General features: G+C 60.0%; 10 protein-coding genes and 5 pseudogenes. 7 read left to right on the top strand and 8 right to left on the bottom strand.

Translation table 11 applies throughout. The annotated features are described in order from the left end of the window. Window positions 1–1,195: 1,195 nt before the first annotated feature. From FJV77_RS20160 to FJV77_RS20150, 3 genes and pseudogenes are all read left to right on the top strand, one after another. Window positions 1,196–2,500, top strand: a pseudogene (locus tag FJV77_RS20160) (pitrilysin family protein); the annotation flags it as partial. A 9-nt stretch (window positions 2,501–2,509) separates the two neighbouring features. Continuing rightward, window positions 2,510–3,775 (top strand): pitrilysin family protein, encoded by a 1,266-nt coding sequence (locus FJV77_RS20155; protein ID WP_128311092.1) that lies wholly within the window; start codon window positions 2,510–2,512, stop codon window positions 3,773–3,775. Between the two features lie 415 nt (window positions 3,776–4,190). After that, window positions 4,191–5,666, top strand: coding sequence for an NAD-dependent succinate-semialdehyde dehydrogenase (locus FJV77_RS20150; RefSeq protein WP_095769043.1), 1,476 nt, complete (start codon window positions 4,191–4,193; stop codon window positions 5,664–5,666). A gap of 784 nt (window positions 5,667–6,450) precedes the next feature. On the opposite strand, the gene FJV77_RS20145 is transcribed toward FJV77_RS20150, so the two are convergent. Next, window positions 6,451–6,966: a DUF2285 domain-containing protein gene (locus FJV77_RS20145; protein ID WP_224570032.1), complete on the bottom strand. Its 516-nt coding sequence runs from the start codon at window positions 6,964–6,966 to the stop codon at window positions 6,451–6,453. 793 nt (window positions 6,967–7,759) lie between these two features. On the opposite strand from FJV77_RS20145, the gene FJV77_RS20140 reads away from it, so the two are divergent. Together FJV77_RS20140 and FJV77_RS20135 are read left to right on the top strand one after the other, a co-directional pair. Beyond that, the gene (locus tag FJV77_RS20140; RefSeq protein WP_256748481.1) at window positions 7,760–8,215 is read left to right on the top strand and encodes a transposase; all 456 of its coding nucleotides are present in this window, start codon (window positions 7,760–7,762) and stop codon (window positions 8,213–8,215) included. Window positions 8,216–8,978: 763 nt separating this feature from the next. Beyond that, complete coding sequence (locus FJV77_RS20135; RefSeq protein ID WP_082826569.1) at window positions 8,979–9,224, top strand: tyrosine-type recombinase/integrase; 246 nt, start codon at window positions 8,979–8,981, stop codon at window positions 9,222–9,224. On the opposite strand, the gene FJV77_RS20130 is transcribed toward FJV77_RS20135, so the two are convergent. From FJV77_RS20130 to FJV77_RS33015, 3 genes and pseudogenes are all read right to left on the bottom strand, one after another. Continuing rightward, window positions 9,190–9,819: a hypothetical protein gene (locus FJV77_RS20130; RefSeq protein ID WP_063169279.1), complete on the bottom strand. Its 630-nt coding sequence runs from the start codon at window positions 9,817–9,819 to the stop codon at window positions 9,190–9,192. The two genes, FJV77_RS20135 and FJV77_RS20130, sit on opposite strands and share 35 nt — an antisense overlap. A gap of 192 nt (window positions 9,820–10,011) precedes the next feature. Further along, window positions 10,012–10,325, bottom strand: a pseudogene (locus tag FJV77_RS20125) (ATP-binding protein); the annotation flags it as partial. Between the two features lie 10 nt (window positions 10,326–10,335). Next, window positions 10,336–10,869, bottom strand: a pseudogene (locus tag FJV77_RS33015) (IS21 family transposase); the annotation flags it as partial. 516 nt (window positions 10,870–11,385) lie between these two features. Here FJV77_RS33015 and FJV77_RS20115 point away from each other — a divergent pair. Beyond that, window positions 11,386–11,745: a hypothetical protein gene (locus tag FJV77_RS20115; RefSeq protein WP_126066776.1), complete on the top strand. Its 360-nt coding sequence runs from the start codon at window positions 11,386–11,388 to the stop codon at window positions 11,743–11,745. Between the two features lie 569 nt (window positions 11,746–12,314). On the opposite strand, the gene FJV77_RS20110 is transcribed toward FJV77_RS20115, so the two are convergent. Next, the gene (locus FJV77_RS20110; protein ID WP_063169281.1) at window positions 12,315–13,631 is read right to left on the bottom strand and encodes a HipA domain-containing protein; all 1,317 of its coding nucleotides are present in this window, start codon (window positions 13,629–13,631) and stop codon (window positions 12,315–12,317) included. Continuing rightward, on the bottom strand, window positions 13,621–13,959 hold the full coding sequence (locus FJV77_RS20105; RefSeq protein ID WP_063169282.1) for a helix-turn-helix transcriptional regulator: 339 nt from the start codon (window positions 13,957–13,959) through the stop codon (window positions 13,621–13,623). The genes FJV77_RS20110 and FJV77_RS20105 overlap by 11 nt, the downstream gene beginning before the upstream one ends. 611 nt (window positions 13,960–14,570) lie before the next feature. Between FJV77_RS20105 and FJV77_RS32470 the strand changes: the two are divergent. After that, window positions 14,571–15,067, top strand: a pseudogene (locus FJV77_RS32470) (aldehyde dehydrogenase family protein); the annotation flags it as partial. Window positions 15,068–15,579: 512 nt separating this feature from the next. Here FJV77_RS32470 and FJV77_RS20090 read toward each other — a convergent pair. Next, window positions 15,580–16,040: pseudogene (locus tag FJV77_RS20090) on the bottom strand (OB-fold nucleic acid binding domain-containing protein); the annotation flags it as partial. A gap of 307 nt (window positions 16,041–16,347) precedes the next feature. Continuing rightward, window positions 16,348–18,279, bottom strand: a complete 1,932-nt coding sequence (locus FJV77_RS20085) for a potassium transporter Kup (protein ID WP_063169287.1) — start codon at window positions 18,277–18,279, stop codon at window positions 16,348–16,350. Between the last annotated feature and the right edge of the window lie 248 nt (window positions 18,280–18,527).

Below are 18,527 nucleotides of genomic sequence, written 5' to 3'. Positions count from 1 at the left end.
AGTCTGAAAGCTGCAAGCGGCATGCGAAAATGGGGCGATCCTGAATGACGACAGATGCTATCAACATGAAAGAGGCTCGCCCTGAAAGCTGAGCACGCTTTATGCTCAGGCTGCTGACAAGGCCAAAGCAGCGTAAGTGCGTAGTGAAATCCAAGGTCCACATGGGTCGTCGCGCGTCCCATGCGCCTGGGAAGGCGCCGGCCCGGCCAAGCTTTCCCAGCTCGTCCGCATGATGCTTCGCTGAGCGTCAATGGACGTTGGCGCGAGACCAAGGCGTCGTGCGTTGCAATCCGGACGGTCCAGGGTATCAGGAGTTTCACGGCCTCGGCCCGCTTGGCTGGCCACAGTTGAAGCTCCAACGTACCGGCTGGCACCGGGAAATTGGGCTCTGCGCTGCCTCAACGCTGATGGCACGGTCAATGCTTGCCTACCGATGGGGCCGCCCATGCCGTGATGCTGTCGGTCGACGTTCGCAAACCAGACCCTCGCGAGACCCAGCGAAGGGGCTCGCCGGTACGACGAGGGACCTTACCTCTTTATGCGCGGCATCATTATCGAGGATGACATGTTGCCTTACACGTCGTCCCTCGCGCTCGGGTCTTTGTGGGGCGGATGAAGTCCTGATCGCGGTGGCACTGCTGCATGTTTGCGTAAGACCCATCCAGTCACGATCGCGCTGTCCTTCGATGTCGCGGTGCTGATAGGCGGGCAGATCGGTGTGCGCGGCGCCCGCCAAAGGATCGTCGTCACGCCGGAGGAGGCGAGCGTCATAGCCGGCGCGCCGGCGAAAGGCGCTTTCTGTCGGATGCCCGACAATGTCGGATATCGCAAGTATCAAGGTTGGATCAAACCTTGCGAATCGGGGCTTTCTTACTTGGCACGGGGCATGCTCAGGTATCCGCAAACACCCAATGGATAACGAGCAGACTTCCCATGGCCTCACCATGCCGAAAGTTTCCCGGACGCATCCAAAGATGAGGCTCGCGTCAGGCCCAGCAACACGCTGACGGCTCATGTGGCTCGGCGTCGCGTGCCGATCCACTTTCTCCCAATAGGCGTTCGGGAGACATAGATCCTTCAAAATGAGGAACAGATCACTTTGCCAGGAACGCAGCCCATAACCCCACTCTCCCTACCAGAACTACCAAGCAAGCCCCGCACTCATGGGCTTCGCAGGACGTCCGTTGCGTCCGAGTTGGTCGGCGCGGGGCCGGCTCCGATCCCCGTCGCATGGGAGGACGGCAAGGCGAGGGATTTCGTGCTCGACAACGGCATGGAGGTGGTCGTCATTCCCAACCACCGGGCGCCGATCGTCACCCACATGGTGTGGTACAAGATCGGCAGCGCCGACGAGCCGCCGGGCAAATCCGGCATCGCCCATTTCTTCGAGCATCTGATGTTCAAGGCGACGACCAACCATGCGGGCGGCGAATTCGACCGCGCAGTGTTCGAGATCGGCGGCTCCAACAACGCCTTCACCTCCTCCGACTACACCGCCTTCTATCAGACAGTGGCGCCGTCGGCGCTCGAGCTGATGATGAGCTTCGAGGCCGACCGAATGCGAAACCTCATCCTGACCGACGATGTCGTCAAGACCGAGCGCGATGTGGTCATCGAGGAGCGCCGCTCAAGCACCGACACCAACCCGCAGGACGTTCTCCATGAGGAGATCGACGCGACGCTGTGGCAGAACCACCCCTATCGCATCCCGATCATCGGCTGGATGCAGGAGATCGAGCAGCTGAACCGCGTCGACGCCACCGTCTTCTATGAAAAGTACTACTGGCCCAACAACTCCGTGCTGATCGTGGCCGGCGATGTCGAACCGGACACGGTGCGGGCGCTGGCCGAAAAGACCTATGGCAAGGTGGCGCGCGGACCTGACCTGCCGCCGCGCATCCGGCCGGTTGAGCCCGAGCAGAACACCAGGCGCACCGTCACGCTCTCAGACGCCCGCGTCAGCGTGCCCAGTTTTTCGACGCAGTGGGTGGTGCCGTCCTACCACACCGCCAAGCCGGGCGAGGCCGAAGCGCTCGACCTGCTGGCCGAAATTCTCGGCGGCGGTAACCGCGGCCGGCTCTACCAGGCGCTCGCTGTCCAGCAAGGTATCGCTTCCAGCGCCCGCGTCTATTTCCAGGGCACTATGCTCGACGACACCAAGTTCGCCATCTATGGCGCACCGCGCGGCGATGCCAAGCTGGCTGATCTCGAAGCGGCGGCCGCTGCCGAAGTTGCCCGCATTGCCGAGGATGGTGTCAGCAACGAGGAACTAGGCAAGGCCAAGGACCACTATTTGCTCAATATGATCTTTGCGGAAGACAACCTGGACTGGCTCGCCAGCATCTACGGCTCGACGCTGGCCACCGGCGGTACCGTGAAGGATGTCGAGGAACGGCCGAATCGCATCCGCAAGGTTACCCCCGAGCAAATCAAAGCAGTTGCCGCCCGCTATCTCGCGTTCGACCGTTCGACCACGGGCTATCTCTTGCCCAAGACGGAGAATCAAGAGATGACGCTCGGCGCTCGGCCCCATGCTGCGATGAACATCCAGGAGGTGAAGTCCGAAAAGGGCATCATCGCCTGGCTGGTGGAGGACCACACAGTGGAAATCGTCAACATCGGCTTTGCCTTCAAGGGCGGCACCAAGCAGGACCCGGTCGGGAAGGAGGGGATGGCCAAACTGATGGCCGGCCTGTTCATCGAAGGCGCTGGCCATTACGACAGCGGTGCCTTCCAGGTGAAGCTCGACCATGCCGGCGCCGAAATGAGTTTGGACGCGCAAAGCGACGACATCTACGGATCGATGTGCATGCTTTCCAAAAAGCAGGACGCGGCGTTCGGCCTGCTTCGGCTCGCGCTGAACGCGCCGCGCTTCGAGCAGGGGCCGATCGATCGCGTCCGCGCCGAGATTGTCTCCCGCATCGTCGGCAGCGAGCGAGACCCTAACGCCATCGCTCAGCGCAAATGGCTGCGCGCGATCTATGGCGCGCATCCTTGTTCAAGGCTGGGAGAAGGCACAAAAGAGAGCCTGCCCGGCATCACGCCGTCCGACCTCCGCGCCTTCCACCAGGCCATTTTCGCTCGCGACGGGCTCCATATTGCCGTGGTGGGTGACATTGACGCGAACACGTTGAGGGAAAGGCTTGACCAGCTGTTTGGTGATTTGCCTGAGCAACAAACCCTCGTCCCCGTCTACGATGTCGCGCCGAAACTCGGTCAACTGGTGGAGGAGAACTACGACCTGCCGCAGACTTCGCTGACGTTGGCCTGGCCTGGCGTGAAGCCTAGCGCGCCGGATTTCTACGCGGCCGTGCTGCTGAACGACATCCTTGGCGGCTCATACTTGACTTCCCGCCTTTACGAGGAGGTACGTCAAAAACGCGGCCTTGCCTATCACGTCAGCTCTGAACTAACCCTTGACTCGCTTCTGGTTACGACAGAGACACGCTCGGACTGCGCTGCCCAAACACTGAGCATCGTGCGAGATGTGGTAAAGCAGATGGCGCAGCAAGGACCGACCGGGGCCGAGCTCAAGGCGTCGAAGAAGCACCTGATCGGCGCCTATGCCATCGACCAACTGGGCTCGACCCGCTCGATTGCAGACCGGCTCCTGGATTTGCAGATTCACAAGGCCGACGTCGACTACAACCAGCGTCGCGCCCGCAGCATCGGTCGGGTGACGCTCAAACAGGTCAAGGCGGCGGCCAAAAAGCTGCTTTCGGCCGAGCCCGCCATTTTGGTGGTCGGCCCGCCGCTGGGCGGCAAGGATGAGTAAAGAAACTCATCTCACCTTCCTTCTTCATCGGGGCTTCTCGTGGGAAGAGCGAATGTGGAGGCCCGTGGGCCAAGCAGATCATGCAGACGCGCGGAGTCGTTTTCGCCGACCTTGCGCGGCATTGGCGGTCCGGCGGCCTCTCGCCGAAATGGCGCTCCTCAGCATGTATGCCGCCTTTTTGCAGAATTCAGTCGCATGCCACCAGCAGGCATGGTGGATGAAGCAAACATCCGACTGCTTAATCCATCAATTGATGAACCGCGGGCACTCAAACTAACGAAACTGCTGTCTTTTCATCGGGCTAGCGTGGTCTACCAGCTGCTTTGCCGAGGCCCTACGACGAACCCACTGGTGCAGAATACACACTGACGGCCTGTCGACCTGGATGTTCGCTGCGTTGAGGAGGAATCCGGTATTGCCCCTGTGCCTGCCGATGATCCGCCGTCTGAAATCCCCGCACCTGTTTGGAGCCATCGACCGCCTGCCGGCACTCGGCAGACCAGTTGGCAATAAGACGTTCGAGGTCGTCAATCCGTCGACCGGCGAAGTTTTGGCAGAGCTTCCCGATATGGGCGTGGAGGAGACACGTGCTGCGGTAGACAAGGCCTATGTTGCGCAGTCGGGATGGGCCGCGTTGACGGCCCGAGAACGTAGCGACGTTCTTTGGCGATGGCATCAGCTGATCATCGACCATGCAGGCGATCTCGCCGCGATTCTGACTGCGGAAATGGGCAAGCCGCTTGCCGAAGCCATTTCAGAGGTATCGCATGCGGCGGCGTATCTGCAATGGTATGCCGAGGAGGCCAATCGCGTCTATGGCGAGACGATCTCGGCACCCTCGACAGACCGCCGAATGCTAGTGATCAAGCAGCCCATCGGCGTTGTTGGCACGATCACGCCATGGAATTTCCCGGCCTCCATGGTGGCGCGCAAAATCTCGCCGGCCTTGGCTGCGGGCTGCACAATCGTGCTCAAGCCCGCTGAACAGACGCCGCTCGTGGCTGGCGCAATGTTCGCCCTCGCCCATCAGGCCGGCTTTCCCGATGGCGTGGTCAACCTGATCTATGCGTCCGAAGGTGATCGCGTGGGCCGTGAACTCTGCACCAATTCCAAGATTCGAAAGATCAGCTTCACCGGTTCGACCGAGGTCGGACGGCTGCTGATGCGTCAGTGCTCTGACCAGATCAAGAAGGTCAGCCTTGAACTCGGCGGCAATGCACCTTTCATCATCTTCGATGATGCCGACATTGACGGTGCTGTTGACGGTGCGGTCCAGGCGAAGTTCCGCAATGCCGGCCAGACCTGCGTTTCCGCGAACCGCATTTACGTCCAATCGAGCGTTCACGATGAGTTCGTCAAGAAATTCGTGGAAAGAATCCGGCACTTGTCGGTTGGCGACGGATTCGATGCCGGAGTGGACATCGGACCGCTCATCGACAAGCATGCTCTGGCCAAGATCGAGTCTCACGTCGCAGATGCCATTGCGAAAGGCGGCACAATACGATGCGGGGGCCAGCGTATCGGCAAGAATGGCACGTTTTTCGAACCCACGGTCCTCACCGAGATTTCCAGCGTCATGGCAGTCGCGCAAGAGGAGACATTCGGGCCGCTCGCGCCGATCATTCGCTTCAACGATGCGGATCAGGTCGTGCGCGAGGCCAATGACACGATATACGGCCTCGCCGCATACTTCTATGCCTCAAACCTGAAGCGGGTCTGGCGTGTGGCAGAGGCTCTGGAATATGGCATGGTTGGCATCAACACGGGACGCATGTCCTCGGAGGCGGCACCGTTTGGCGGGATCAAACAATCCGGCATCGGGCGGGAGGGTTCCCGTCATGGCCTCGAGGACTATCTGGAAATGAAATATCTTTGCATGGGCGGGATTTGAAACCTGCTGCACTGTCTCTCCGCCCCACCGGGGGGCGGCCTGCGGTCAATGCCGCCACCTAATTGGAAGTTCCAAACGCCGTTGACCTGAAACACGGATGCCCGGCAGGAGACTGAGCTCGCTGTCGGGCCGGACATGCCTTGGGAGGGCATAAGTCAGCGCTCCTAGGGCCGATGGGCCACTCAGTTCGTGCGCCTTTTGCCGATTGCGTTGCATGTGCCGTGCCAAGCCAAAAAGCATTGATAAACCGCCGATGGATCAGCTTTTGCCCTGTTGCGCATTCTACATTGTGGGATATGCGACAATGCCCAAGCGGTTGAATCGTCGTGTTGCAGAACCCCAGACGGGTCATGACTGCTATTCTTAGGACAGTGCGCAGCAAGCCGCTACTCGCTGCACTCCAGGCACACCATTTCCATAATCAAGCGGTGGGTGCTATGTTGACCGAGCTGTCGACCAGGGAACGGTGTGAGGCCTCAGATCCCTCCATATTGTTGCACCCGCCGGTCCAACAGGACTGCAGGTCCGGCCTCAAAGGATCTTGGCTGCTATGGCGACATTGCGGTGCACGCCGCTTTCCGACCAATGATGTGCGTCCAGGTCGAGGCCGGCCCTAATGAACCACCGCCTTGGCACCCTCGCCCATCTCATTTCGGCATCGACAAGCTAGACCAGAGCGCACTTGCAAGGCGCCATGCAGTCCTGTCGGCGGGCGAACTGTTGGTGACGGGTACAGCTGCGAGCGAACGTTCATCCACCGACGCACAGCGCGGACTGTCGCTTTTCAAATTAGGAAATCTCTGTAGCCACCATTCATGAGCGCGCGGCCACGCGAGACGGCCCGACGGATGCGGTCGCGCAGATGATCGCGAGGATCCGCCCAGTCGGCATGGACGCGCCGTTGACCGATGAGAACTTCGGCGAGCTCGCGATGAGGTGCTCCGGCGAGCGAACCGTCGAGCGCACGAAGAACGAAGGACAAACGAACGCCGCGCTTTTCCGGCGCAAACAAGCGGGGGGGCAACTGTTGCCCTAGACTGAGAGCATTGAGGCACTCCAGTCCCCTCAGTCGATGCTTTAAAAGCACCGCGGGCCAGATGGCTTGCGTATGCAGGCAAACAGGGTGGAGGATATTCGCGCCCGAGACGGCGAGCTGCAGCGCGTGGTCCGCATTGCGAAGAAGAACATGCTGGCTCTTGTCGGGCGCCAGCAGGACGATTGCACGACAGGGCAATGCCGAGAGTTCGAACGGCGGTGTCGGCGACGAGGCAGGCAACCGTTCCGCAATGACCGGCAGCACATGGACGCACCAGAGCGGACACCAGAATACGACCGAAGCGCGGCCACAAGACTCCGCGAAACAGAACACCCCAGCGTGACAGGTCGCCGGCCGACGCGACCATATCGAGAAAGGATTGGAGAGACCAAGTCTTGCAATGCTGGCGCGCAGCGGTCAGATCGCGCTGGAACGCTGGATTGCGGCGTAAGAACTCCCAAGCCCACTCCCGCAGCGTCAGGCCAGCGGTGTAGTCGTATGATCTTTCATCCCGCCAATCGGCCTGATCCGCGCCAGTCAGGAGATTCATGACTGACATCCCCTGCCCGCGCCTGCGTGCGTCGAAACATTATGCCACTTCGCAAAGCATCGGCGAAGGCAGCAGACGTCGAAGACCCCGTTTCGTTGAAGCGTCAGCCATCGCCACTGTCGGCGACAGAAGATGTGCCCAAATTGCCACCAGACCGTCGAACTGGCACAGCGACGGCCAGCGCGACCTGGAATTGATCCCGTAACGGTCATCGGCTCCTGCGTCGCGATCCAGACGTCCCTTGAAGGCGCAGTAGCGCGGCAGTGGATCGCACGCTGCTTGTCGGCAAGTTGTCGTAGCGGCGGCGCCATAGGCACGGTCATCGGAGGGTCTCCTGCGGCAAGCTTTCGCCATTGGAGGCCAATCTCCCCGCTAGGGCAGCCTGTGCAGTTGCACAGGTGAAGCGGATCAATCAGGGGGAGCCATGGCGGAAACTGGATGATGGCGGCTTGAGGAGAGCGGCGTATCGAGGCGGGTGATGAAGCCTGCCAGTACCTCTCAAGGAGAGTGATACGCCATGAACGAGACTATCAACACATTGTTCGCCTTCGTCAGCCCGACGAAATCGATGATACCCTGACGGATGTACTTCGCAGCGGCGCGCGCAAATTGCTTGCGCATGCGATCGAGATGGAGGCCGAGGCGTATGCCAAGGCGGTCGACTGCCTGACGAAAGATCATATTGCGTCGCTGGCGCTCTACGATTTCCCCGCCCAACACTGGGATCATCTGCGAACGTCCAATCCCATCGAAAGCGTCTTTGCAACCGTTCGCTATCGCACGGTGCGTACCAAGGGCTCGCTATCCTCGAAAACCGCCCAGCTGATGGTCTTCAAGCTGTTGGCCGCGGCCAGGAAGTGGCGACGATTGAAAGGACAAAATCAGTTGCCGAAACTCATCGCAGGTGCCAGGTTCCTGGACGGAATCCAGGTCATCGAAACGAAGCCGCAGAGCGCCGCTTGATCAGCCTCGTCACCCAAATTCCAGCATAGCTCCATCGGAACTGCCAGCCTTCCTTGCCGATCAGGCGCATATCAGCGCTGACGATACCGAGGACGGCGATGGCGGTCACCTCCAGGCCGCCGAGTAACGACCCTCAAAACACCGCACTGGTCGAGGCCAGCCTGAACCGGTATCTTGTGCCTGCCCTCGGGAGTCGCTCTATCCACCATGTGATCGACACCGACATTGCTAACATCACCAAGAAGATCGTCGCCGGGGGTCACCCGCAAGCGGCTAACACGGCCTTCTGGTGTATGCGGGCATTTTTCAACTGGTGTCGCAAACCGCCGCAACGGCTCATCCGCGGTTTCCCCGCGAGGGATTGGAAAATCCGGATCCGGCCCCGATCGTCAAGCGCAAGCGAGTGGTGAACGATGCCGAACTGGCGGCTATATGAACGGGCTGTGAGCCCGAACCGGGCGATATCGGCTATTCGTTCGGCTCCATCGTCAAGCTGCTCATTCTGACCGGACAGAGGCGTACGGAAGTTGCCGCGATGCGTTGGTCCTCAACCTTGAAGCCGGAACATGGAACTATCGGGTGACCGCACGAAGAACGAAGAGCCTACGCTTATTCCGCTGTCCACACTGGCGGTGTCGGTCCCCCAGACGGTACCGAAGACCAATGACACGTTTTTTTCCCTGCGAGGGGCAACGAAAGAAGCCACTTCTCAGGCTACGCGAAGGGCAAGAAGGCTCTAGACGGCAAGGTCAATACTGACGGGGTGGCTTTGGAGAACTGGACCCTTCACGATCTGCGCAGGACGCTCGCGACAAATCTCGGCAGGCGGCAGGTATTGCCACACGTCATCGAGCACATACTGAATCACAAGGCGGCGTCCTTGACAGACATTGGCGAAATCTACAATCTCTATAGCAACGTCAAGGAGAAGCGCGAGGTGTTGCAGATGTGGTCAAATCACATCGAATGGCTGATCAAGCAGGCTGCGGATGACGCTCTGGCGGCGTAGCTGCTGGCATGGGCGGAAGATGCGGCGCAACAATCGTCAGAGCCTCATCGAATTGGAGAGCATGCTTGACCAGCAAATGCGCGGCCAATGCTTCGATGGCCGACCAGTGATCGAGTACTAGCCGGGCCGTGCAATCTTCGATCCGCCCCCAATCGGGGCGGCGCGGCATCAGGAACCGCAACTCACCATAGATTCGCTTGGCATCCGCGTAGTCGCTGCTCCCCTCATTCCCATCGGACGCATTCATCGCCATATCGCGCGGGTCCAGATAGCCTTCGAATGCGGATTCTGCAAAAGGACCTGCCAGACACGCAACTATCTCCCGGATCGCATCATCGCGTTCCAAACATCGATCCATATCGTCCTCGAAAATCGGCTTTCGCTTCGAGGTGAATCCTTGCGCTGAATAAAAACCCGCGCCTTCGACAACACCACCGCACTCTCCGTCACCGACGTCGGGGTAAATACTAACACTTGAGAAAGCAGGGAGTTCACGGTCGTCGTCGAACGTCTGACGGTGCAAAACGATGGCGGCCACCGCGTGCCCGGCTTCGTGATGCGCCACAAGCGGCAGATATTGGGAGGCTACATTCATGCGGTGCGGCTCTCAGGTCTAGTTTGCTTTTGCGCATAGGACCGCAATTGTCGTGCCAACTGGGAAAATCGTTTCGGGCAATGCGATCGCTCCGATAGCGTTGCGTCTCCTGTCTGACATTGTTGGGAAGTCGACACGCGCCCGTCGCAATGCGGTCGACCTTCCGCGCGAGTTGGGTGACCCGTGAAGGCGGCCGACCAGGACGATGTTGCGCTGATCGGCGACGAAGGCGCGGCCGGGCGAGATCGCGCATCAGGGGGTGACCGGCGTGTCGGCGAAGTCGAAGTCGTCGATGTCCTTGGCCAGCGGCAACTTGGCGACAGCGAACTGGTATTTGATGGAGCGGGCCTGCTTCTCCGATATCTCGGCCTGCAAGAGATCACCGACAATCCTGGGCGGCTCGTGCCGTCGCTTGATGGCGACGCGCCCATGATCTCGTCATAGGCTCTGCGCATTCCGTAGAGCTTCAGCGCTCCCATCAGTTCCAGTACCTCGGTGCGTTCCATGGCTGTTTGTCCTCCTGAGACTGTCATAGCGGGTGCAGTCGGCGACCGCTCGTGAGCTAGCTTCAGCGCTTGGGGAATGGAAAGGATCGTGCCCGGCGCCGGATCGCGGCTGCGGGCCAGGATGTTGAGGATCACCGGCGCCGACGATGCACCGTGCTCGATGGCTTCCTGACAGGCGGCCTCGACCGCGCTCAATCCGTCGGTCAGCACCCAGGTGAGGATCAACACCATCTGCCGGTCGACGTCATCAACCGCCTTGAGCTGCGCCGCACCTTCTCCATTGCCGACCGCACGACCCAGCCAAGGAACGGCGCGCGCCGTGTGCCAGGGATCGTAGGCGACCTCGTTGCGGCCAAAGGAGCGAACGTGTTCTCCCACGACCACGCCATCCTCTGGCGGATGCGATCCGATCGACATAAGCATGGATCTCGATGGGCCGACCGACGGCACTCGACAGCACCGAGTATTTGTTGTTGTCGAAGCGCACCGTGCAGGTCTTCGACACCGACGGGGGAATGCAATGGAAGCCGTCGAAGCGACCGGCAGCCGCTCCCGCTGCGGCTTGGCCGCATTCGCCGACAGCAGCCGGTCCCGCGTCTCACGCCGAGCTCCCATGCGGGGATAGGGCTGGTGCTTGCGCTCGTAGCGGAACTGCGTCTCCTCAGAACGCAGGACCTTGCGCACCACCTTGCGCGAGATCTTCAGCTCACGGCAGATCGCTTTGATCGACTTCCCCTGGACCAGCGACAGCCGACGTATCTTTGCAATCGTCTCTAAAACCAACATCCAAAACACAAATGCCTCCGATCAAGCCGGAGGCATCTTGATGACCCCATCGTTAAGGGGTCCCGTTTGGACGAAAATCACCCTTTAAACAGGGTCCCCATTCCACGAAAAATCAATGCACTACCTTCCAAAGCTGCGAGAGATCGCCACCGACCGCTTTGAAGGGGCTTTCGGCGGTCTCGTCAGCGAGGTTGTGGCATGAAGAAACATCAATCCACAGCATTGGGCCGAAGCATGCCACGGGCTCATGCCGCGGGAGAGCGGGAAGATATTCTTGAAAGAAGAAGCGGTCTCCGACATCAATACCGACAGGATGGGCAGCTTTCTCACATCACTTGAGGTCGAGCGTGGCAGTTGCGACCCGCAATGCAAGGCTGGCGGCGATGCATGCCTTTGCGCGGTTCCTGATTTCGGAGCACCCCGAATATTAGGATACGCTGCAACTGGTGGTGACACTTCCCTTCAAGAGGGCGCGTGGGTGGCACCTGTCGAATATCTCGATGAGCCCGGAAATCAAGAGCGTCCTGGCGCGTATCGTCCGCCGCACGCCTTCTGGACAGCGGGATTACGCTCTGTTTTCGCTGATGTTCAATACGGATGCACGAGTTCAGGGATCCTGAATCTTCGATTGTGACCTTCGTCTGGTATCGCCCTGTCCCGCCGAGCAAAGCAACGACCGCCCCACACTGCTCACCCGGTTCGGTGTTCCATACTTGCTGCGCACACATGGCTGCGGGCGAAGGAACCACCATGGCGGAAAAAAGCATCCATCATCGCCCTTTGCGGGACACGACGGCCATCCACCTCGTCAAGGCGGGTGTTGACATCGCCACCATCAGTCGATGGCCAGGCCACTCGGGCTGAACTAACGATGCGCTACGCCCAGGCCGGTATCGATATGAAGCGGCAAGCGCTCGAACAAGGCTTCCCCGACGTGATGTCATCGGCAAAAGATCAGACGATCATCGCTTTGATGGCTGGATGTTTGGCTGGCTGCACCGCTTGTAGACGCTCAGTTATGTGGAGTTGTATCGCGGGAAGTCGCGCGTCTTGGGCTTTTGCGGTGTCAGCTCCACATCTCTCCGCAGTGCACGTTGTCACTGTTGAAGAGCCGTTTGTTCAATCTTCGTCCTGGCACGGCAAGGGTTGTCGATATTGTGGGCGTCTTGCGCTTGCCGAGCTTGTCCGAAATCCAGCGCCGGATCAGGCGTGAACACTGTTGCGTAGTTCGTCAGCCAGAGCGCGGAGAACGTCGGCGCTTCCTTCCAGCGCCGTAAAAGCGTAGGGATTGAGGAACTGTCGGCCCCAGAACAGATTGCGATCTGTGCCGGATAGCGTAGCTTCCTCGCTGACACGCGGCCAATTCTCCGCAATGCATCGGAGCTGGCCTTCAACAATCGCAAGAGCTTCCGGCGCGCTGAGCAGGAAGTGATGCGCCGCTTCAAGGCAGGACGCTATCCGGCTCATGCGGTTATTGCCGCTGATGAGCATGGCCTGGCTGGCCTCCTGGCCACTGCGGGCCTGCGGACAAATATCGTACGCAGGCGTGAGGGTGAGCTTAGCGCCGTCCCAGAATGCCGCATGGTTGCGGGCATGATCGTCGGTGTTGCCGCAAAGTATGTTGAAGACAATGCGGCTGAACAACTCGCGCAGAGTTTCCGACGGCGCGGTGAATCGGTGGCGAATGATCTCCGCCAAATCCTGGTAGCTGGCGTAACGCGCCATCATCTCATCGAGCGCGAGCATCGTCAGCGCTGAGACCATGGATTTGCGTTGCCAGCCGCCCGTGACCTTGATCCGGTCGAATCGCTCGACGAGCAACACGTCGTTGCCTGCGGCGCGAACGAGCGAGACGGATGCCGCTCTGATGCCGCACAAGGCGGCAAGCCGCATGGCTATGAATTCTCCTTTGACGACGCTGTAAAGGTCGGCAGACGAGGAAAATTTCGCGACATGCTTGACGGCGTCACCCTCGATCAGCGCCTTTGGCCTTGCGCCGCCGATCGAGCTGCCGTGATGCAGCGCCTGATCTAATTCGGGGGTGAGCGGAATACCTTTCTCTACCCGCTCCGCCGATTGGACAAGCTCTTCGAGAGTGGCATTGGCCAGTGCGCGCGGCTCGTAATGCATTGGCGAAAACTGAAAATCGAGCGCGCCGATGCGGTCCGAGCCTGATTCCAGCAAGAACGTCAGTTCTGAAATATCGAGCCGCGCGATTTCATCGCCCTTCACACCGAATTTGCGGTTTAGGATAACCCGTCGTCCCCAGGCATCAGGGGCAGCATCGCGGATGCATCCCGGCATGGTTAGGCCAGGAAGCAAAGGCAATTCGCCTGCCTTCAGGGGCAGTTCCGGGAGATAAAGCGGGATCGCGCTTCCCAGTTCACGAAAGCTCCTGCCATAGTTGAAGCTGACGAGTCCGTCATGGGCATATAGCCGCCCGGCGACAACCGGCGCGGTCTCGCCCGGCAGCCAGACCCAGACATAGGCTTCGTCGTACTTGGGGACCTTAGAACTCATCGACGATCTGCTTGCCGGCCTTGTAGACGTGCTTCGGCAGCAGCGCGATGCGATCGTCCATGCGGCCTGTGAGGGCTGTGATGCCATTGCCGTCGGCATCGAACAGCTTCACACCGACAATGGCAGCAGCTTCGAACATCAGTCCGATTTCGACTTTGGGATCGCCCTTCTCGATGCGCTGCAGGGTGCTGCGTGAAACACCGATTCTCTCGGCTAACTCCTGTGCGGTTAACCGGTGCTGCATCCGGCCAAGCCGGATGGTCTTACCGAAAAGGCCAAGCGCTTCCATCGCGTAGCGCGAATAGGTGCGTTTATACGTTGCCTTCATTCGGGTCTCTGTGACCTATGCATGATCCATATCGCCTTCTTTCGAACTTTATATAGGTAATGTCACAGAGCGACTGCCAAAGTCAAGACTCCGTATCGCAAGCGTTACCCATCCGAACGAGGAAGGCGGATATTGCCGACGGCTCCTGCACAACCGGCCAGCTCTGCGCGTCTCGGGCGAGGCGGAGATCTGGCGCTGGATCGCGGACAGCCTTGAGACGCCTCGCATGAGTCATTCATGGGCGGTCCCTGGTGCGGGGCCGCGGCGCTCGACTGCTGGCCGACATTCTCGGCGGCGGGACCCGCATCCGGCTACACCAGCACTTTTCGACCGCATACGCGCCCAGCTTCTCTCCGAAATCATTGCCAATGAGCGCGAACCTCATGCGATCGCCGAGCTGGCCTGGCGGCGCGGAATCTACGCACGCATCCGTATTCGAGACCGCCCAAGGGAGGCTGACTAGCGTAACGCCCTCCGATCTAAGCGCCTTCCACAAAGCCGCTTTCGCACGCGACGGGCTGCATGTGGCGGTCGTAGGCGACATAGATGCCAAGCCCTGAGAGTAAGGCTCTACCAGCTGTTCGGCGATTTGCCTCAGAAACTGGCGCTTGCCGGCGCGAACCAGTGGTATCGCGAGGGCGAGCACGCCGAGCGCTTTTCCTCCGCCCTCCACTGACCACAGACCCGCACGCAACGAAGCCGCGCTCGATCTTATCGTGGCGTGGCTAGGTGCAATGTTTGCTCTCGCCATCAGGCCGGCTTTCCCGATGGCGTGGTCAACCTGATCTATGCGTCCGAAGGTGATCGCGTGGGCCGTGAACTCTGCACCAATTCCAAAGATCAGCTTTACCGGTTCGAACGAGGTCGGACGGCTGCTGATGCGTCAGTGCTCTGACCAGATCAAGAAGGTCAGCCTTGAAACCGGCGGCAATGCACCTTTCATCATCTTCGATGATGCCGACATTGACGGTGCTGTTGACGGTGCGGTCCAGGCGAAGTTCCGCAATGCCGGCCAGACCTGCGTTTCCGCGAACCGCATTTACGTCCAATCGAGCGTTCACGATGAGTCCGCCGAGAAATTGTGGAGAAGGTCCGGCACTTATCAGTGGTCCGACGTCTACTCCCGGAGCGAAGCCGTCGCCAACCCAAGATCGAGTCCCACATCGCAGATGATAATTCGATGCGGGGCCGAACGATAAATATGCATGCTTTGGCCACCCCGAGGCAGGGCTCATTGAGATGATCCGACCGCCTTGGAACAAAGATGGGGTAGAGCAGATGAAGCGTTGGCAGCGTGTCTCCATTCGACGCGAGCGCTTAGGATGGGATCACGATCATTCGCATCACGCGCAGCCGCAAGGGCGATGCCATGGCTACTTTGGAATCGTTGAAGTGGTTTGAGCCGGACAGTCACAAATACACCCGTTACGCCGCGGCTCAGGAAACGGGGCGGCGTCCGGCGGTGGAGGTGCTCGCTGACTTAAAAAGGGTGCGGGCAGTCGTTGCGCTTGAGAGCGACGACATTTGGGATCCGGCACGGGGTGACCTGCTGCCAATCGGCAGTTAACAGGGTCCGACAAAAGTGTGCACAACATGCTGCTGAAGTGGCCTCCGGAAGCGCTACCGGAAGTTACGCGTCTTGAACTTGATAGGGTCGATATGGTCATACTGCATCGACGATGTCGCGCCCCTTCGGCATGCCGCGCGGATCGATGCCCGATCCGCCGTGATGAGCCTCGTCCCTCGGCCGTGCGGCAACGGAAACGGCGTCTTGCGGTTTCCCACGCTGGCCAGCCCGGCCGACAGATCGGTCAGCTCGTGGGCGACGAGGTGCACCACCTCCTCTTCCGTCGGATGCGTCCGCGGACGCCGAGCATGGCCGAAGCAAGAAGCACGCGCCGGAATTTCTCGAGAGATCTTGACCCAGACGACGACGTTTGCCGCACCCGTCTCATCCTCCAGAGGAACATGAAGCCTTTGGCCGAGCCCGGCCGCTGCCGGACCAGCACCAGGCCGGCGGCCTCGAGCCAGCTTCTGCCTCGCGCCTGCATAGCATCCTGACAGGTCACGGTGCGGCGCCGGTTAGGCGGCACGCCGATTTTGGCAACGCTAGCCTGTGAACTGAAGAATGAAGGTCGGACTTGCGGCACATCGATTAGGTTCAAATGATAAGTTGCTGCCCGGCGAGGTCGTTTCAGCGCATCTCGACTGGTGGGTCGGCAAGACAATGCGGAACGGAAATGATCGCAGGCGTAAAGGACGGCTTTCGGGGCCGGAAGCTTCAGGCCTGGAACCGGACCCCAGTTTGGCGCAAGCATCGTGGCCTCCGCCCGGTCAGGCATTCACCGGCTCGCGAAATGCCAATTGATTCTGCTTAACCGGGCATACCTAAACGGCCACTTGCGTTCCGATCTCGACCACACGTCCGGTCGGGATCTGGAAATACTCCGTCGCGTCGGCGGCCGTGCGCGCCAAGCCGATGAACAGCTTGTCCTGCCACACCGGCATGCCGGAGTTGGGTGACGCCTTGAGCGAGCGACGCGACAGGAAGAAGGACGTCGTCATGATGTCGAACTTCCAACCCTGCTTGCGGCAGATCGCCAGCGCACGCGGGATGTTAGGCTGTTCCATGTAGCCGAAGGTCAGTGTCACCCGCATGAACAGCTCATTGATCGTTTCCATCTTGATCCGCTCGCTGTCGGGCACCACGGGCTGCTGCGCCGTCACCACAGAGAGGATGACGTTCTGTTCGTGCAGCGCCTTGTAGTGCTTCAGGCTGTGCATCAACGCGGTCGGCGCACTGGCGGGATCGCTGGTCAGGAACACGGCCGTACCGGACACCAGCTGCGGTTTCTTCTTCAACAGATTGCCCGCAAGGAAATCGAGCGGAATCTGGTTCCTGCGCGTCTTGTCAAATAGATACCTGCTGCCTCTTATCCAAGTCCACATGGTCATCACGATCACTGCGGCAATGGCAAGCGAGGCCCAGCCGCCTTCGAATACCTTGACGATGTTAGCTGCAAAGAAGCCGGTATCGATGAAGACGAACACCGCCATTAAGGCTATCGCGACGCCGAGCGGCCATTTCCAGATGCGCGTCATCACAACAAAAAGCAGTATGTTCGTCACCAGCATATTGCCGGTCACCGAAATACCGTAGGCCGAGGCCAGCCGGCTGGATTCGCCGAAGCCGACCACCAGCAGCATCACCACCAGCGCCAGCATCAGGTTGATGCGCGGCAGATAGATCTGGCCCGACTGTTTTTCCGACGTGTGCTGGATGACGAAACGCGGCAGCATGTTGAGCTGTACCGCTTGCCTGGTCAGCGAAAAGGCGCCGGAGATCACCGCCTGGCAGGCGATCACGGTCGCCGCCGTGGCAAGCACGACCATCGGAATAAGCGTCCAGCCCTGGTTCATCTCGAAGAACGGATGACCGACAACGCCGCCATTTGCCAGCACGAAGGCGCCTTGCCCGACATAATTGAGCAACAGACAAGGGAACACGATCGCCAGCCAGGCGAGCACGATCGGCTTGCGGCCGAAATGGCCGAGGTCGGCGTAGAGCGCCTCGGCTCCGGTGACGGCGAGGAAGACTGCACCAACCGTAACGAAGGCGACGTCAGGCGAGTTGACCAGGAACGACACGATGTAATGCGGGCTGATTGCCAGCAGGATTTCCGGGTCGTCCATGATGTGGTTGAGCCCGGAAAGGCCGATGGCCAGGAACCACAGCGCGGTAACGGGTCCGAACACCAATCCTACGCCGCCGGTGCCAAACCGCTGTACCGCAAACACGATCGCCAGGATGGCCAGTGTCAGCGGCACCACATAGGGCTGGAACGTCGGCGTGACGACATTCATACCTTCGACCGCCGACAGTACCGAGATTGCCGGCGTAATGACGGCGTCGCCAAAAAAAAGCGCCGCGCCGACGATGCCGATGCCGATGCCGATGCCGAGGATCACCGCAGAGCAGGTCGGGAAACTGTTGCGCGCCAGCGCCATAAGCGACAGCACTCCGCCCTCGCCTCGATTGTCGGCGCGGAGCACGAACATGATGTATTTGATCGTCACGGTGATCGTCAGGGACCAGATGATCAGCGAGAGTACGCCGAGGATGTCGCCACGGCTGGCGACGTTGCCACCCGCTGATGCATGCAACGCCTCGCGAAATGCATAGATCGGGCTGGTGCCTATATCGCCATAAACGACACCTAGTGCGCCCAACATCAGCGCCTTGGTGCTGTGCTGCTCGACCTCAGAATGGCTCGATTGTTCGACAGGTTCTGCCTCGTTACCAGCATTGGTAAGGGCCATGGACGACACTCCGATAAGCGCGCGGTGCTCTACGCTTGCTGCACTGCAATATCAAGTTCCGTCACGTAATGTCTGCCGTCTCGCCTGTCGTTGCTCGCCTTGGTAGACTCGCCAGCCCGCAGCCCTACCGAGCAGCAATAGCGCCCCGGCAGAACCCTCAATCGCCCAGATCAATGAATGGTTATCGCCCACAGTGCCCCCCCGCGATGCGGCCGATGGCGACCAGGGTGTCGTGGGCGCACAAGGAT

It is taken from the genome of Mesorhizobium sp. WSM4306 (genome assembly GCF_007003975.1).
Taxonomy (GTDB): Bacteria; Pseudomonadota; Alphaproteobacteria; order Rhizobiales; family Rhizobiaceae; genus Mesorhizobium.
This window is presented reverse-complemented; position numbering and strand designations above follow the sequence as displayed.